This window comes from Bifidobacterium sp. ESL1118, from assembly GCF_058505595.1.
The window spans coordinates 22,682-39,306 of the sequence record NZ_CP196371.1 but is presented as its reverse complement, the minus strand read 5'-3'; the positions used below and the strand labels follow the sequence as shown (position 1 = coordinate 39,306).

The 16,625-nt window shown below is 55.0% G+C and carries 11 protein-coding genes; 7 read left to right on the top strand and 4 right to left on the bottom strand.

Annotated features, from left to right (window positions below):
* Positions 1-55 precede the first annotated feature (55 nt).
* Entirely contained in the window at positions 56-1,333 is a 1,278-nt protein-coding gene (dcm, locus tag ACSYSS_RS00140) for a DNA (cytosine-5-)-methyltransferase (protein ID WP_491703536.1), read from the bottom strand.
* A gap of 188 nt (positions 1,334-1,521) precedes the next feature.
* Here dcm and ACSYSS_RS00135 point away from each other — a divergent pair, with 188 nt between their 5' ends.
* The 3 genes from ACSYSS_RS00135 (at position 1,522) to ACSYSS_RS00125 (ending at position 3,304) form a co-directional block, all read left to right on the top strand.
* A complete protein-coding gene (locus ACSYSS_RS00135) occupies positions 1,522-2,271 on the top strand; it encodes an FHA domain-containing protein (RefSeq protein ID WP_491703535.1) in 750 nt (249 codons plus the stop codon).
* A gap of 59 nt (positions 2,272-2,330) precedes the next feature.
* Entirely contained in the window at positions 2,331-2,648 is a 318-nt protein-coding gene (locus ACSYSS_RS00130; protein WP_491704292.1) for a DUF3427 domain-containing protein, read from the top strand.
* Positions 2,649-2,920: 272 nt separating this feature from the next.
* The gene (locus tag ACSYSS_RS00125; protein ID WP_491703534.1) at positions 2,921-3,304 is read left to right on the top strand and encodes a flavodoxin; all 384 of its coding nucleotides are present in this window, start codon (positions 2,921-2,923) and stop codon (positions 3,302-3,304) included.
* A gap of 687 nt (positions 3,305-3,991) precedes the next feature.
* Here the strand turns inward: ACSYSS_RS00125 and ACSYSS_RS00120 are convergent.
* From ACSYSS_RS00120 to ACSYSS_RS00110, 3 genes are all read right to left on the bottom strand, one after another.
* Positions 3,992-6,790, bottom strand: coding sequence for a phosphoenolpyruvate carboxylase (locus tag ACSYSS_RS00120; protein WP_491704291.1), 2,799 nt, complete (start codon positions 6,788-6,790; stop codon positions 3,992-3,994).
* Between the two features lie 439 nt (positions 6,791-7,229).
* Positions 7,230-8,519, bottom strand: coding sequence for a type II toxin-antitoxin system HipA family toxin (locus tag ACSYSS_RS00115; RefSeq protein WP_491703533.1), 1,290 nt, complete (start codon positions 8,517-8,519; stop codon positions 7,230-7,232).
* A 70-nt stretch (positions 8,520-8,589) separates the two neighbouring features.
* On the bottom strand, positions 8,590-9,081 hold the full coding sequence (locus tag ACSYSS_RS00110; protein ID WP_491703532.1) for a helix-turn-helix domain-containing protein: 492 nt from the start codon (positions 9,079-9,081) through the stop codon (positions 8,590-8,592).
* 442 nt (positions 9,082-9,523) lie between these two features.
* Between ACSYSS_RS00110 and ACSYSS_RS00105 the strand changes: the two genes are divergently transcribed.
* From ACSYSS_RS00105 to ACSYSS_RS00090, 4 genes are all read left to right on the top strand, one after another.
* Positions 9,524-11,164 carry a threonine/serine exporter family protein gene (locus ACSYSS_RS00105; protein ID WP_491704290.1) on the top strand — a complete coding sequence of 547 codons (1,641 nt, stop codon included), beginning with the start codon at positions 9,524-9,526 and terminating at the stop codon, positions 11,162-11,164.
* A 268-nt stretch (positions 11,165-11,432) separates the two neighbouring features.
* Complete coding sequence (locus ACSYSS_RS00100) at positions 11,433-12,968, top strand: ATP-binding protein (protein ID WP_491703531.1); 1,536 nt, start codon at positions 11,433-11,435, stop codon at positions 12,966-12,968.
* 591 nt (positions 12,969-13,559) lie between these two features.
* Entirely contained in the window at positions 13,560-14,687 is a 1,128-nt protein-coding gene (locus tag ACSYSS_RS00095; protein ID WP_491703530.1) for an ABC transporter ATP-binding protein, read from the top strand.
* Positions 14,688-15,046: 359 nt separating this feature from the next.
* Positions 15,047-16,546: a DUF4032 domain-containing protein gene (locus tag ACSYSS_RS00090; RefSeq protein ID WP_491703529.1), complete on the top strand. Its 1,500-nt coding sequence runs from the start codon at positions 15,047-15,049 to the stop codon at positions 16,544-16,546.
* The last annotated feature ends 79 nt before the right edge of the window (positions 16,547-16,625 follow it).

The following is a 16,625-nucleotide window of genomic DNA, read 5'->3' as shown; positions in this document are numbered from 1 at the left end:
AATACATGCAAGTACTAAACACATACGTATAATGATTTTAGCGCCTGTTCTATGATTATTTTTCTTCCGCAGCATCAGCTGCAATAATCTGTCCAATCCTATGCGGGATACCGACCACAAGAGCATTGCCCATGCAGAAAGCCCTATGTCCATCGGTCATACCGGTATTGGTCCAACCTTTGGGGAACATCTGCAGCTGATCGAGCTCATCTGGAACAAGCCTGCGTACGCGGCCATTTTCTGCCATGACTACATGCTTCATACGACTTGGGCCGCTGCCGCCCTCACTGGTCAGAATCGTGCGAGATGGCCTGTCAAGGCTGTCAGGGAAAGCCATGCTGCCCTCAGAGTAGTTGTACTCAAAACCATTGGAAGACTTACGTTTCTCGTGCTTGGCACCTTTGAGATATTGCCATTTAGGCAGTGATGCTTCATCGATAAAATAATTACTCGGAACTTCAGAATCGGGAACAACGATTTCTGACAACGTGGCGTAATGACCGTCGTATTTCGGAGTAATTCGGCAAGTGGCAATATGTCCGTTCTGCATTACTCCAGCGTTTTCAAAGTAGGAGACCTTCTCACCTTTGCCGAAATTGTCGCTGACTTCGGCAATGTCCAAAGACACATCCCGCAACCGCAACTGTGTATCCGCGTCTTCTTCGATTGGGAAAGCTCTGCACATAACGCCATTCTTGAACAATAAAGTTGGAAAATCCCAAGTTTCGTCGGTTTTAATGCCATAGATATAAGTGCGGCGACGTTTCTGTGGCATACCATAATCAGCCGCATTGATAACGCGCCATTCGACAGAATACCCAAGAGAAGCCAGACAAGAAAGGATAATGGCGAAGTCACGTCCACGTTGAGAAGCCGGAGATTTCAACAGCCGATCAACATTCTCCAATAGGACGTACTTGGGATGTTTAAACTTCAGCATGCGGCGAATCTGCCACCAGAGCACACCTTTCTTGCCCTCAATGCCGCCAGCACTGGAAAGTGTTCTTGCCACTGAATAATCCTGGCAGGGGAAACCACCGACAAGCATATCGAAATCAGGGATTTCACGTTCGCCTCGCTCAACCTCGTCGAGTACCTTCTCGATGTCTTCGTTGATGCAACTACCGCTACCAAATCGTTGTTCGTAGGCACGCCAGGCAAATTGCTTGGTCTCAGAGCCGTTCGGCTCCCATTGGTTCGCCCAGATTGTGGAGAACGGGCCAGCAGCATCACAATGGAATTCGGGATGCTCAAGCTTGTCGTAACCGTCAAGGCCCAAGCGGAATCCGCCGACTCCCGCGAACATCTCGGCGACCTTGATTTCCTTGTCCATAGCGCCCTTTCGATCCGAACATTTGTGCTAATCCGTACAAGAAGATTATAGGACATTTGCGACAAAAGATCAAATCATAAACTCGTTTTTCTTAATACATTTATAACTATAACTAGCAATCCACAATATGGCGTTTACAGTTGTATAAGACTATGCTAAAATACTAGATATATTAAAAAGGAAGTTTTATGTCATTGAGGACAAGTAATTTCAATCAAGATTCGAAAAATGAAGATGCTTTGGGCAGTTTCCTAGATGATTATTTTTATTCCAGAATGCCTTGGCGTAAATATGACCCTAATCTTTCCTGGACAGAAGACTCACGAAAAAGTTTTAAGAACAATGAAGATTTGCAATATTCTGGAGTTGACGTACAGCTCGCTCAATGGGTCGGTAAATCTATAATCAATATTGATGAAAAAGCGGCTCTTGATTACTGTAATAGAAATCTTCCAACCGGAGCCTTCGAGCTTTCTTCTCGCAATAAAAATGGTGCAGTAGTGGAGGGATGGTTCCTTAAGCCTGGTTCACAAAATATAACGGATTACTATCTTTATGCTTGGCCTAATACGATTTACATCGGACAAGGACAGTTCTTACCACCTACAGAACCAGACAATTTCAGCAATGTGGAAGTAATGTTAATTAGTAAAATGCTTTTGCACCAGTACTTGGAACAACAACATCTATCCTTCCAAGTTTTACAAGCAACCGCAACTAAAATCAGAGGAGATTATCAATATGCGCAACGTGCATATAGTCATAATCATTCAAGTCCATTTTGGTTTTCGCTGACTTCAAAAGATAAAAAAATCGAGGAACCAATAAATCTAGTTGTAAGAAAATCAGTTCTTAATCAGCTAGCCATACTTGATTATCAAGTATCCGCAAATGGAATAAAGATATACAAAGAACCACAAGAACAAGTGATTTTGTAAGTTATTAAAAAGCTTACGAGGCCAGCCAGTACGACGACCGATTCCTCAACACGAGCGATATCCGATGGTTCAGCAAAAACGGACGCTCGCTGACATCGTCGGAATTCAAATGGTTGCACTCCGCTAAGACGAGTGCCGACAACATCAGCAACGACGACAACATCGACAGCTCCGGTAGCACCCCCGACAGCAACAAGAAGGCTCCCAGCTACTACTTCGTAGGCCGTGTGGCCGATGTGAAGGATATGCAAGAAAGCGTCAACTCTCCGACCAGCGAAGACGGCAAAACCGCAAAAGTGGTCATCTTGCGGCTCCGCCTCGCCCGCCCGGTCGACCCACACCTGTTCAAACACCTCACTGGCCAGTCGGTGCTGTGAATGGAGGCAAAATAGGCATCTACTTCGTTCCGTGAGCACTTTTTGACCGCACTGTTACGTAATCGCCAATCTAAAATGGCGGAATCAAGCCATTCTCAAATCCGCCTTACAAAAATCACTCTAAAAGTACTCACGGAACGAAGATGACTTGACTCATAGGCTTCACCGGCATTAGTCCTCGCCGACATTGGGTTGCGCCAACATTGGATTTCGCTGACATGACTTCAAATGGCAATGGTAAAATGACTCCGAACAATAAAGGAGCGCGCGCCATGCTAGTGGTATTTTTCTCGCAGGAACGAACCAACAAGCCGCAGGATGAGGCATACGTTGGCTATACGCACCGCGTGGCCAACGAAATTGCGCGCGTGACCGGCGCTCGAGAGTTCAAGATCCGAGCGGCAGAACACTATGCACTTGATTACGAGGAGACCAAAAGACGCGCGCAATTCGAGCTCGACTCCAACGCGCGCCCGGAAATTCATGGCCCAATGCCGGAAATGGAATACAACGAGACGGTGTTCATCGGTTTTCCGAACTGGATGGACGAAGCCCCCGCCCCCGTCTATTCGTTCATGGATACCTACGACTGGAACAACAAAACGGTGATTCCGTTCTGCACCAATGGCGGGTCCGGCTGGGGTAACTCGCTCTAACGCCTGAAAGAGCTGTACCCACAGGCCACATTCCGCGAAGGCTTCTGCATCGAGGGACCACAGGCCGAGCATGCCCTGCGCAAGATCGACGATTGGCTGGCGGGCCTAGGCTACACGGTATCAAAACCCGAGTCGGAACAGGAAGCAGCAACCGACGCGCAGCAGGCAGAAGGCTGACTGGCTCTGCCCAATATCAGCATTTCAAGGAAATCGCGTAGCCAATGACATTAATCGTCGTAGATTGCGGGATTTTCGCTATTCACCAGCCGCTTTTGGGCTTTTCCTTCAACTTTCCTGCATCCATTTCGTTCAGAGGGGACTTTCCTCAGAATTTTTGCTGAGACTTGAATCAAGAATGGCGAAATTAAGCCACTCTCAAAATTCGGCTCATAAAAATGCCCAGAAAAGTCCCCTCTGAATGGAAATAGTCTGAAAATCATGAGGGACTCCCGCAATTAACGCCACTTTCCGTCCATATGTACGGGACGCTGACCCAACCATCGCAAAGCTACCGCAGTCAACGACGAATCCCGTCCACAACTGCGGTACGTACAATAAAGTTCCCGCAGTTAACACCACTTTTCGTCCACAACTACGGGACACTGGACCAACCATCGCAAAGCTCCCGCAGACAGCGCCATTATTCGTCGCCAACTACAGGAGTTCTGTTTATTGAGTCAGCCCAACTCAGCCGGTGTTCTGCAGGCCAGCGGCAACACCGGAAACCGTGCAGAGGATGAGGTAGACGAAGCCGCTGCGCTGTTGGTCCGTGGCAAGGTTCTCGTTGTCCACCTTCTTGGCTTCAACGGAACCCGCACCCTTCGCAGGGCCGTGCCCACCTCGGGCACCAGCCGCACCGGTAGCCCCAGCACCAGCGCCTGCTCCCGAAGCACCAGCGCCAGCCTTCGCAGCGGTTGCAGCAGCCTCGGCCTCGGCGTTCTGCTTTTCACGCAAGGCCCGCAGCGCCAGCACCTGCGTGACGGAGAGCACGTCGACGTACGGCGAGCGGATGCGAATGGCCTGGCCAAGCACGTGGCGGTGCTGCAGCGGCCATTCGTCACCGACGATGGCAAGCACCCACTTGCGGGTCAGGTGCATCTCGTCAAGCACCTTCTTGTTCAGATCCTCGCGGTCGCCCAGCGCCAAGTACATACGCGCGATGCGGTCGTCGGTCTTGGCCAGCGACATCTCGATGTTGTCGATGAACGTGCTGAACACGGGCCAATCGCGGTACGCGGCGCGCAAGGTGTCCAGGTCGCCGAAGCTCTCGCAGCCCGTACCCAGGCCGTACCACGCAGCCAGATTGATACGCGCCTGCGCCCAGGAGAACACCCACGGAATCGTCCGCAGGTCGTCCAGCGACTTGGCGCCCAGGCCTCGCTTGGCAGGCCTTGAGCCGATCGGCAGCAGACCGATCTCGGTGAGCGGGGTAACGGTGGAGAACCAAGGCGTGAAGTCCGGCGTACCGAGCAGGTCGAGGAAGCGCTCATGCGCCGCCTTGTCGAGCTTTTCGGCCATGCCCCAGTACATCTCGGTCATTTCCGTATTGCGTTTCTCCATGCTTGGCGCACTCTGCAGCAGCGTGGCGGCGGCCACGGATTCCACGTGGCGGATGGCCAGTACGGGGTTGCCATAGCGGGCGAAGATGCTCTCGCCCTGCTCAGTGAGCTTGAACCGGCAGTTCACGGAACCCACTGGCTGCGCCAGAACGGCGCGGTTTGCGGGCCCGCCACCTCGTCCCACGGCGCCGCCACGGCCGTGGAAAAGCGTCAGATCGATGTCATTCTTCTCAGCCCATTCGGCGATGCGGCGCTGGGCGTCGTGCAAAGCCAAAGTGGCGGTCGTCGGGCCGGCGTCCTTCGAGGAGTCGGAGTAGCCGAGCATAACCTCCAGCTTGCGGCCGGTGGCCTTGAGTCTCGCCTGCACCTCGGGAATCTTGATCATTTCGTCGAGCACATCCACGCAGTTGCGCAGGTCCTCAAGCTGCTCGAACAGCGGGATGACGTCGATCGTCGGCACGTCCTCCGGGTTGGAGAACGCCATGCGGTTGAGCTCGTATACGTCGCGGATGTTGCTTGCGGACTTGGTGAACGAGATGATGTAGCGCCGTGCGGCCCTCTGCCCGCCGCGCTTCTGAATGGAGCCGAGCGCACGGAAGGTGTCAAGCACCTCGTGCGTCATGGGCTTGAGCTCGCCGCGTTCGCCGTGCAGGCCGTGCTCGCGGATGTCCTCCAGCGCGCGGGAATGCACCACCGAATGCTGGCGGAATTCCATCTCCACCAGGTTGAACCCAAAGGTCTGTGCCTGCCAGATCACCGTCTGCAGCGGGCCATAAGCGGCACGGCGCGCCCCAGCGGCCACCAGCGAGCGCTGCACCACCTTGAGGTCTTCGATGAAGTCATCGCACGAGGCGTACATGAGGTCGGCGTTGCGCTCGATGGTGGCGTGTAGACGGTCGGCAATGACCAGCATCACCGCGCGGTGCAGCTCCTTGGTGGAAATCAGCAGCGCCTTGTCGGTGAGTGTCTCACTCATCTCCTTCTGGTGGTTCCAAAGGTCAACCAGCTCCTCGCTCGGCGGGGTGGTGACGGCCTCCATGGTCAGGTTCGTGCCCGCCTCGCGGGTTGCCTTCTCCAGAGCGGCGACAGCGTGATCGCTGAACTTGTGGTACACCTGCCGGCTCACCTTGGCAGTGACGTTCGGGTTGCCGTCTCGGTCGGAGCCAATCCAGCTGCCGGGGTGGAAGAACGCAGGGCACTGCGGCTCAACGAGTCCGGCCTTGTCTCCCAGCATCCAGTCGTCGAACCGACGGTAGACCTTGGGAATGGTGTTGAAGAGCGTGTTGTCGAAAATGTCGAGGATGGTGTCGGCCTCCTCCACTGGCGTCGGCTTCTTGAGCTCGATGGGGGAGGTGCGGAAGAGCGCGTCGATCTCATTGTAGAGCAGCCGGTAGTTCTCCTTCTTATCGGAACCGCCGAGCAACTTGCCCGCGCTCAGCAGGTTGGCGATGCGGCGAATCTTGCCCTCAACGGCCTTGCGCCGGGCCTCGGTGGGATGGGCGGTGAACACGGGGTGGAACTCCAGCTTATCGAGCAGTTCGCGCGCCTTGGCCGGCCCCATCTCATTGATCAGTTGATGGTAGGCACCGGTCAGTTCGTTGACCGGGTCGATGGCGGCATCTTCGTCAACCTCCGACTCGCGCTCGTGCAGTTCAGAGACGCGGTAGTTCTCTTCGCAGAGGTTCGCCAGGTGGAAGTACGTGGTGAACGCGCGAGCCAGCAGCTGGGCGTCGCCCACGTTCAAAGCATCGATGGTCTTGACGGCCAGTTCATGGTTCCTGTCCTGCTCTTTGACGGCGGCTGGATCGGTGGCGTACTGCTTGCTGCTGGCCTTGTTGGCGTAGTCAAGCACCGTGTCGAACGTGGAAAGCAACTTTTCGTCGTATTCACCGAGTACGTCGCGCAGAATCTTCAGGCACAGATCCATATCGCCTTTAAGCGAGGCTGGAAGTTCACGCTCCTCAGGGCCTTTGGTGCCCACACCGGAAGTAAAAACCGCTTCGTCCTCACCTTGCGCCGACTGCGCGGAACTTGTAGATTTCTTGGCCGATTTGGCCTTGCGACTGCCCTTTCCAGGACTGTTTTTTGCACTAAGCTGTGCCATAAGGCACCTCCTTGAGCCAGTTACAGGTTGCTCGATCAGCCGGTCCTCCGTGGCTCCTCCACGGTTTTGGTGCCGGTCGTTGCGAACCCAAAGCCTGCTTCATCTGGTTTGGTTGTTGCGTACCTCATTCTAGGGCGGAAATGAGACGGCGCATAAAGCGGCGACGATTATGTCCAAAATGCGGACGCGCCACGATACAGCAGGCTTATCTGCCTAGTTACGACGCACTTCTACACAACTGCCTAACACAGTTCCATTGTGTTTATTGAATTCGAGAACACTGCCTTACAATGCCCGCCTGGATTTTGCGAACAACTCGCTTCCGATTCGCAATTTGCGTCGGTGTTGAAAAAGTGGCTGTCTCATCCAACGCTTTCTGGGCAGTCTGAGCAAACACTTGCGGCAGCAGTTCTGCATACATTCCGAGCAATGAGGCTACAATTTCCGGCTCAATACCGGCTTCTTGCGCAAACTTCAGCCAATGCCGAAGCTCAATACGTTCGTAGTTGTATTCACCTCCGATGCTCATGGCGAGCTTGCGTTCGTTTCTGCGGTCCTGGGGCGTATCGTAGGCAAAGATGGAGGCGACATCGTAGAGCGGCGCAAGTTGCGGTTTGGCCCCCGGCTGTTCCAAAATTGCGTAATTCTTGGCGTGCGCATCCGTGCCACCTATGAGGAAATTGATGATAAGGGCGGCGACGAACTGCAGGATGTCACTTTCCTCCAGCGTATTTTTGCGCATGAACCGAACGATATCGACCGCACCTGGGCCACCCTGGTTCTGATACTTCTCACGAGTCATATAGCTCATGGCCTGGCAAAAATCCTCCTGATGCAGGCGCACAATACTGTTTCCGTTCCCGTCGTCAACACGCTTGCGATCCCAACGCGTGCTGACGATGGCAGGAACACTAGCGAATACTTGGAAATGCGAGACGGCAGTAGGAAGGCGGAGCGCCCTGAGCGTCTCCATGCAGACGTATTCATTGAATGCCTGCTCGTGCAGACCTTGCACGCCCGGTTTAAGAATATGGGTCGTGGCGGCAGAGCCATGCGCCTCGAACCATTCCTCATTTTCACGGCGCAGTGCGATTTTTCCCTGCGCGCCGCCCAATGACCAGTGTTCATCTGCAACCTGCCATCCCGGCGTGGAAGCCGAGGCCAACTCGGCAAGCCGCCCTCCGATTCCCGCATCATCGATTGGCGTAAGCTGCTCTGCATCATCGGTGCGCTGAAGCGTCTGATCAACCGTAAACTGCACGCCGCCAGGGCAATCCAAACCCACGGCGGTGAGCAAGGAGAACGGGTTATTGGCATTCACATCGTAAAGCCCTGCAATTCGGCGACGTGTATCTTGGTCATCCGGGAGGATGCCGTCGATGTACGCCTCAACCGGCTTGCCCGTCCACGGCTCGCTTCGTCGCGGCATGGAAAGCGACAGCTGCGCAGGCGCATCCGAACAATACGTAAAGCTATAACGACCCGAGACATCCTCGCTGAGCACACCGATGAAAATGCCGCCGATAAAAGTATTGAGAGATTTAGTCTTCACGGCTTTCTCCAGTCCTTATGCTCTTTGATGATGTATAGTCGCTTCCGCCTTTGGTTGTAGCTGTCTGCAATCAAGCGGTTCCTTCAAGTTCTTTCGCCTGCCGCTCCGTTTCCCCTGCACGAGCATCCATGGCAGCAAACAACGAAGCCACACCAGGAATTTTGACTTGCCTGAGAATATTCGCCAATTCCGATGCAGTCTTCGCCATTGCTTCACCGGGAACTTTTGGCATAATATCAATGGAGCTTTGTACTGCATGAGAAGTATCCGACGTTACGGCAACGTCCGACGTTTTCTGCGTCTTGGAGGAATGAGCGTCATTATCATTGCCGGCCACTGCATATTCTGAAGTCAGGGAGATGCCCAGTGCATCGCAGATTGCAAGCACGCGCGTAAGCCCAGGATCGTTGAGCTTACCGGTTTCAAGCTGACTGATCCACGGCCTTGGAATTCCAGTCTTGAGGGCAAGTTCGGTCTGACTCAGATGGGCCGCCACTCTAGCGTCGCGAACCGTCGTGGCAAGCTGCGGCAACGATTGCAGCGGGGCTTTGAATGTAGCCATGCGAGCTTCCTTATCTTGTGGAATACAGACTGTTCGCTAAAGCGAACAAAACCATAATGTATGTTTTAACAAACAAATAATAGCTCAAAATTGTTCGCTTTGTCAAACAAAATCAAAATGTTCGATAAAACAAACATTAATAATCTTCGTGGACTTCGCTCCGCCGCCTACAATCAGCTTGGGTACAATGGGGTGGTCGGCTTATAAGAGGGTTGAAAAAGCAAAAAGACTTGAGAGGACGGAATTGGCAGCAGGAAGCGGCAACAATATAGACAATCATTTTGGTAGCGGCATCACAAACGGCGGAAGGGCTACCGTCACCAACGATAACGGTGTTGACGGTGCTGACGGCAGCACAAACAGCACGTATAACTCAGACACCACGAATGGCGCATCCAACAACGCCACCGGAACCGGCAGCACCACGGCGGCGGACGAGGCCATGCAGAACGCCACCGACCACGGCGCCCCCTCGCTCTCCTCCGGAGGATCGGTGCCCGACAGATACCGTCACTCCATCCCGCTGGACGTGGAAGACATCAGGCGCGACTGGGACAAGCCGATCGTGGACGCCGGCATCGAGGCCAAGACCAGCGTCATCATGCGCGTGGGAGCGCTCGACCTCGGCGCGGGAACCGGAAGCTTCCGCGTGCGCGAGATGATGCACCGCATCGCCTACCCACTGGGCGTGCACGTGCGTGCCGACGTGAACCTGACGGACATCGAGGTCTCCTGCTCCGACGGCCATGACCATCTCACGGAAGTGGTGGATCTGCCCACCACCGGCGTCAACACCGAGCGCATCTGGCTCTTGGAGCACTTCGCCGACTGGTTCAACGTGAACCTCGGCCAGCATTCCCTTTATCACGCCCGGCCCATGGTCTCCGAAGCGCTTGTCGATCACCTTGACAGCCCCGAGGCCAAGCAGTCTGCGCTGCGCGTGGTCAAGAAAGTGCGCAAGGCACGCAGTCAGGCGAAAAAAGTACAGGCCAAAAGCGCCGAACGCGCAGAAAAACGCGGGTATAAGCCTCCGCAAGGCGAATATGCCGAGCACTTCGACCACATCGGGGTAAGCAAGGAATCACTGCCGAGCGAAGGCATCACCGTACGCCAGGCGCACGATCGGCTCAGCCTCATCGAACGCCGTAAGCCGCTCTACAAGCCTTGGTTCTCGGGGTTCGCGGCGGCTGTGGCGTGCGCGGCCTTCGTGTTTCTGCTCGGCGGTGGCCCCTACGACATGATCGGCGCATTCGTCGGCGCCGGCATTGGCCAGTGGATCCGCAAGCGCATGTTCGCCCATCACTTGAACCAGTTCTTTGTCACCTTCATCGCCGTGGCCGCCGCAGCACTGGCGTGCGTGGGCACACTGCGACTCATCGGCGTCTTCGCTCCCGAAGCTCTGCGCCATGACACGGCCTACATCGGCGCCATGCTCTTCGTCATCCCCGGCTTCCCGATCATCACCGGCGGCCTCGATATCGCCAAGCTCGACATCCCCTCGGGTCTGCAGCGCATGTTCTACACCCTGGCCATCATCCTCATGGCCACGCTTGCCGGCTGGATAGTGGCCATGGTGGTGCACTTGAACCCACAGGGCTTCGAGCCCCTGGGCCTCAGCCCGTGGGTCAACGACGGACTGCGCCTGGTGGCGGCGTTCTGCGGGGTGTGGGGCTTCTCCGTGCTCTTCAACTCACCGCAGCGCATGTGCCTGGTGGCCGCATCCATCGGCGCCATCACCGACACCACACGCCTCGCCCTCACCGACTTCAACATGCCACCCGAGGCCGCCGCGCTGCTCGGAGCCATGCTCGCCGGCCTGCTCGCCACCGCCTGGCGCTCGTCGGTGCGCCACGGCTTCCTCCCACCGCACCTGGGCTACCCACGCATCTGCCTGACGGTGCCGAGCATCGTCATCATGGTGCCGGGCCTGTACATGTACCGCGCCATGTTCTACCTGGGCCAGTTCGACACCATGAACGCCCTCAACTGGATGTTCCGGGCGGTGATGGTCATCATCTGCCTGCCCATTGGCCTGGCCATGGCCCGCGTCATCACCGACAAATCCTGGCGCTACGACATATAAGCACGGAAGTCACGAGCGCCACGAACTATCGGAAGTCGCCAGAATGTTCAAAGTTTTGCAAATTTTCGGTGTGACATGTAAAAATTTGTAAAACTATCTCAATATTTCGCAAATTTCGCAGAACCACAACGCCATATTTTAATAATTTTGCAGATTTTACTATATTCCACACACAGCATTTAAACAATTTTGCAAATCTTTCAAGTTCTATTATAATATATTGTAAATTTGCGTCACTAGTTTGTCGTATTTTGCGAAAGAACTCGATATGCTGAAACCAGATTTACAGAATCTCATCACTGATGTGCTAGCGCAGAAGGCTGAATCACAGACGGTCGAGCTAAAAGCCGCGCGGGATGGCTGCCCCACACGACTGTACGATACGTTGTCAAGTTTTTCGAATCAGGACGACGGCGGAATCATCCTGTTCGGCATCGATGAGGAACACGACTACGAGATATGTGGCGTATACGATGTGCAGGATCTGCAGAAGCACATCAGCGAGCAATGCAAGCAGATGTCTCCCCAAATTAGAGCGGTATTCACGGTCTGCACCGTCGACAAGCGCTGCGTGGTCAGCGCTGAGATCCCTGCCTTGGACGTCACCGAGCGCCCCTGCTTTTATGCAGGCAAGGGCCGCCTGAAAGGTTCATACGTGCGAGTCGGAGATGCCGACGAGCCGATGAACGAATACGAAATCTACAGTTATGAGGCATTCCGCAAGAAATACCGCGATGAACTGGAGCCTGTGAACGGAGTCGAGACCAACGACCTTGACAACGACGCGCTGACGCAATATGTGCTGGCGGTCAAAAGGGACCGGCCGAACAGCAGCCAGCTGAGCGACGAACACCTGCTCGGCCTTATGGGGATCTTACACGGCACCACGCCGACACTGGCCGCCATCATGCTGTTCGGCCTCTACCCGCAAGCCACATTCCCACAGCTTGACATCATCGCGACGGTTGTGCCCGGCCCGCAAGTGGGTGACGTCAATGCCTCCGGCGAACGGTTCACCGACAACAAGCGCATCAACGGAACCCTTGCCGAGCAGCTCGCCGGCGCTCTGAATTTCGTGCGCAATAACAGCAAGACCCCGACCATGGTCTCCGAACATACCGGCATGCGGGTGTTTCGCCAGGAATACCCGTTGGAAGCCGTGCGCGAGCTGGTGCTCAACGCGCTCATCCACCGTGATTACAGCATCCACACGCAGGGCATGCCAATCCAACTGCAGATCTACCCAGACCATCTGACGCTTACCAATCCCGGCGGACTGTACGGAAGGCTGACCTTGGGCCAGTTGGGCAAAATACAGGCGGATACGCGTAACCCGGTCATCGCGAATGCCATGGAACTGCTGGGGCTAGCTGAAAACCGCTATTCTGGAATTCCCACCGTGGAGAAGCTGATGGCTCGCGCTGGCGCACTGCCGCCTTTGTTTGAAGACAAACGCGGCGAATTCTGCGTCACACTCTATCCTGCGGGTTCGGCAAGTGCCCCCGACGCAGCTCAGGACGGCAATGCAGGCTACGGCGGGCAAGACGGCGCTCTTGGTCCCGAAAACGGTGATGGTGCAGGCATGCACATAGCACCACAAAACCGTGAGGCGGCCATCCTACGTTTCTGCGCGGAACCCCGAACCCGCGTGCAAATTGCTACGATGCTTGACTTGGGCACACCCTACACCATGCAGCGATACATCAAGCCGCTTGTCGACAGTGGAAGGCTGGAACTCAGCATACCCAAGAAACCATCGAGCAGTCTGCAGACGTACCGTTCCACCGTCACCGACAAATCCTAGCGCTACGACGTATAAGGCGCCAAGTCAGTCAGATTTTCGTCGGAGAGGATTTTTTCGATTCACCGTCTCACCATGGTTCTCAGAAAAGGCGAGAATCAGCCATTCCTACTTTTTGACATGCAACGATATTCTCGGAAAAGTCCCCTTCGAATCCAATCATCCCCACACAACGGGCAAATTGGGCCAAGCCGAACAACAAAGAGAAACCCCGGCGGGTTGGGCCGGGGAAGAGAAGAGAGAAGAAGGATTCAATTATCAGAAGCGAACTTCCGGCCAGCTCTTGCTGACAGTTCTTATATAACAGTATCGTTCTTGGAACAACACTGGAATAGTCTTAATGTTTCCTGAGAATATTGATTCTCCGCAGTCACATTACAATCAACTGCGGCATTCCGCCTAGACACGCATCCCAAAATCGCCGCTTCCACCGAGATAACCGTGTATACTGACTATTTAGCGGCTTTGTGAGACGGTTCTCACTGAAGTCCAAAATTAAACGCTGAGGTTTTGCGCCGTTGTTGGCGCCGGGCTGAGGCAGACCCTTCACAACGGATCGTTCGGCACGTACCTGCCGATGAAAGGAATAACATCATGGCAAAAGTCGTATTCGACAATGTCACTCGAATCTACCCGGGCAATACGGAGCCCTCGGTATCGAACCTAAGCATGGATATTAAGGACGGTGAGTTCCTTGTGCTCGTCGGCCCCTCTGGCTGCGGCAAGTCCACAACGTTGCGCATGCTCGCAGGCCTTGAGGAAGTCAACAAGGGCAGGATCTACATTGGCGACACCGATGTGACGACCATGCAGCCCAAGGACCGTGATATCGCCATGGTCTTCCAGAACTACGCTCTGTACCCGCACATGACGGTGGCCGACAACATGGGCTTCGCCCTGAAGATTGCCGGCACCCCGAAGGCGGAGATTCGCCAGCGCGTGGAAGAGGCCGCCAAGATGCTCGGCCTCACCGAATTCCTCGACCGCAAGCCAAAGGCTCTCTCCGGTGGTCAGCGTCAGCGCGTGGCCATGGGCCGTGCAATCGTCCGTAAGCCTAAGGTCTTCCTCATGGATGAGCCTCTGTCCAACTTGGATGCCAAGCTCCGTGTGCAGACCCGTACGCAGATCGCCGCCCTGCAGCGCCAGCTCGGCGTCACCACCCTGTACGTCACCCACGATCAGTCCGAAGCCCTGACGATGGGCGATCGCATCGCCGTCATCAAGCTCGGCGTCCTGCAGCAAATCGGTAAGCCGACCGAGCTGTACGATCGTCCTGAGAACGCCTTCGTGGCCGGCTTCATTGGCTCGCCTTCGATGAACATCAACACACACCCTGTGGTCAATGGCAAGGCCAAGATCGGCGACGACACCATCGATCTGCCCGCCGAGGCTGTCAACAAGCTTACCCCAGACGACAAGGACCGCATCATCGTCGGCTTCCGCCCCGAAGATGCCTCGCTGGCTGGCGCCGACGAACCCAACGCTTTCGCCCTCAACGTGGCGAACGTGGAGGACCTTGGTTCCGATGGCTACATCTACGGCAACATCGTCACCGATGGTTCCGTTGCCGAAAGCACCGCCACCATGTCCGACCAGAACAATCTGACGACCATCCGTGTCAATCCTCGCCAGCTGCCGCACGTCGGCGACACGGTAAAGATCAAGATCGATCCGGCGAAGATGCACCTCTTCGCTCCTTCGACCGAGCTTCGTTTGAACTAGTAGCTCACTGAATTATAAGGAACCCCATCCTGCAATATGCATGGTGGGGTTTCTTGTCACTTCAGCCGCAACTAGTCATAGATCGAGTTTTATAACTCACCTAGGAACCTCGCTGTGCTCTACGCCGACGGGGTTCCTCGGCAGTGGTGTAAACAAAGTGCGTCGTAAAATAACGAAATTCAGGGCAACAATGTTATTTTGGGACGCACCACGATTGCCGCGTGGCTCAAAATAACAAGTTTGGCATGAATTCTGTTATTTTGAGCCGCACGGCAACGTAGAGCTGTCTTTCCACATAGCTGGATGAGATGCGCAGAAACATGGAGTATTTCTCGCGTATTGCGATTAGATTGGTATATATGAAACTTACTGGCACCGCGCAGTTCGACCCACGCATACTCAAGGCCACTTCGGTTAACAGCGACGGCCTGGCGGCCGACACCCGGGAGCCCGACGCGCTCAACATCACCGCAGCAAGCTCGAATCCCAAGATGTTTACTCTGCCGTGGGAACTGCCACTGGCACAGTGGCCCAAGGATCTGCTGGCTAACCTACCGCGAGGCATATCTCGACACGTGGTACGTTTCGTACACGTCGGTGACGAAATCTACGCCATGAAGGAGATAACCAGCCGTGTTGCCGCCCATGAATATGAATTGCTACGGCGCCTGCAAAAGCTTGAACTGCCTACAGTGGCTCCCGTTGCGGTGGTAACAGGAAGGCATACCAACAACGGCGAACCCCTGGAGGCCATGCTCGTCACCAAGCAGCTCAAATTCTCCCTGCCCTACCGTGCACTGTTTGCCCGCAACTTGCGCCCAGACACGGCTGAACGACTCATTGACGCATTGGCTGTGCTCATGGTGCGCCTCCACCTGGACGGATTCTACTGGGGCGACGTCTCACTGTCCAACGTGCTGTTCCTGCGTGACGCCGACGCATTCTCGGCCTTCCTAGTAGATGCCGAAACCGGTGCCTTGCACACCACGCTTTCAGTCGGGCAGCGTGAATACGACATGGACCTGGCCCGCACCAACATCATCGGCGAACTGATGGACTTGAGCTCCGGCAGTCTCTTGCCGGAAACGGTGGATGAGGTAGAGGTAGGTAACAGGCTCATCGACCGATATCACTCACTCTGGGGAGCCCTGACCGATGAGGATGATTTCAGCCCAGACGAGATGTGGAAAATCGAAAAACGTGTCAACGAACTCAATGACCTCGGTTTTGACGTGGATGAGCTTGAGGTCAACACCGCACCTGACGGCAAGCACGTACTGGTGAGCCCGCGCGTGGTGGATGCCGGGTACGCCTCTCGCAAGCTGCTTCGGCTCACAGGTCTCGATGTGCAGGAGAACCAGGCCCGCAAACTCTTGAACGACTTGGATGCCTACCGTGCCTCCACATGGCAGGATGGCGAGGACTTGGAAATCGTGGCAACGGATTGGATGCGTGAATGCTTCGAGCCCACGGTTCGCATGATTCCCTCTCAGTACCGTTCACAAATCGAGCCCGCGCAGTTCTTCTATGAAGTTTTGGAATATCGGCAGAGCATGGCGGAAAAAGCAGGACACGACATTCCGACGGCATACGCGGCACAATATTACATCAAGCACGAACTGCCGAAATACGTTCTTGATGCGAAGGCTCTGGACGAAATCAACGCCGATGCGGAGGCCGGAGTTGTGGACGAGCGTTCCATTTACAATAACGACAATGAAGGCAACGTCGTTGATGATGCTGAGAGCAGTAACGACAACAGCGGCGGAAACAACGGCGAAGACACCTTCGACCCGGACATGGATGTCGACAATCCCGACGATGAATACGATCAGGATGCCTCAGTGTGGGCGCAATAAACAACGCATCAGCATCATAAAGCTTGCTGTTTACTGTTAATACGAGCATCGAGAAGAAAAAGAGGCTCTGATACGGTAG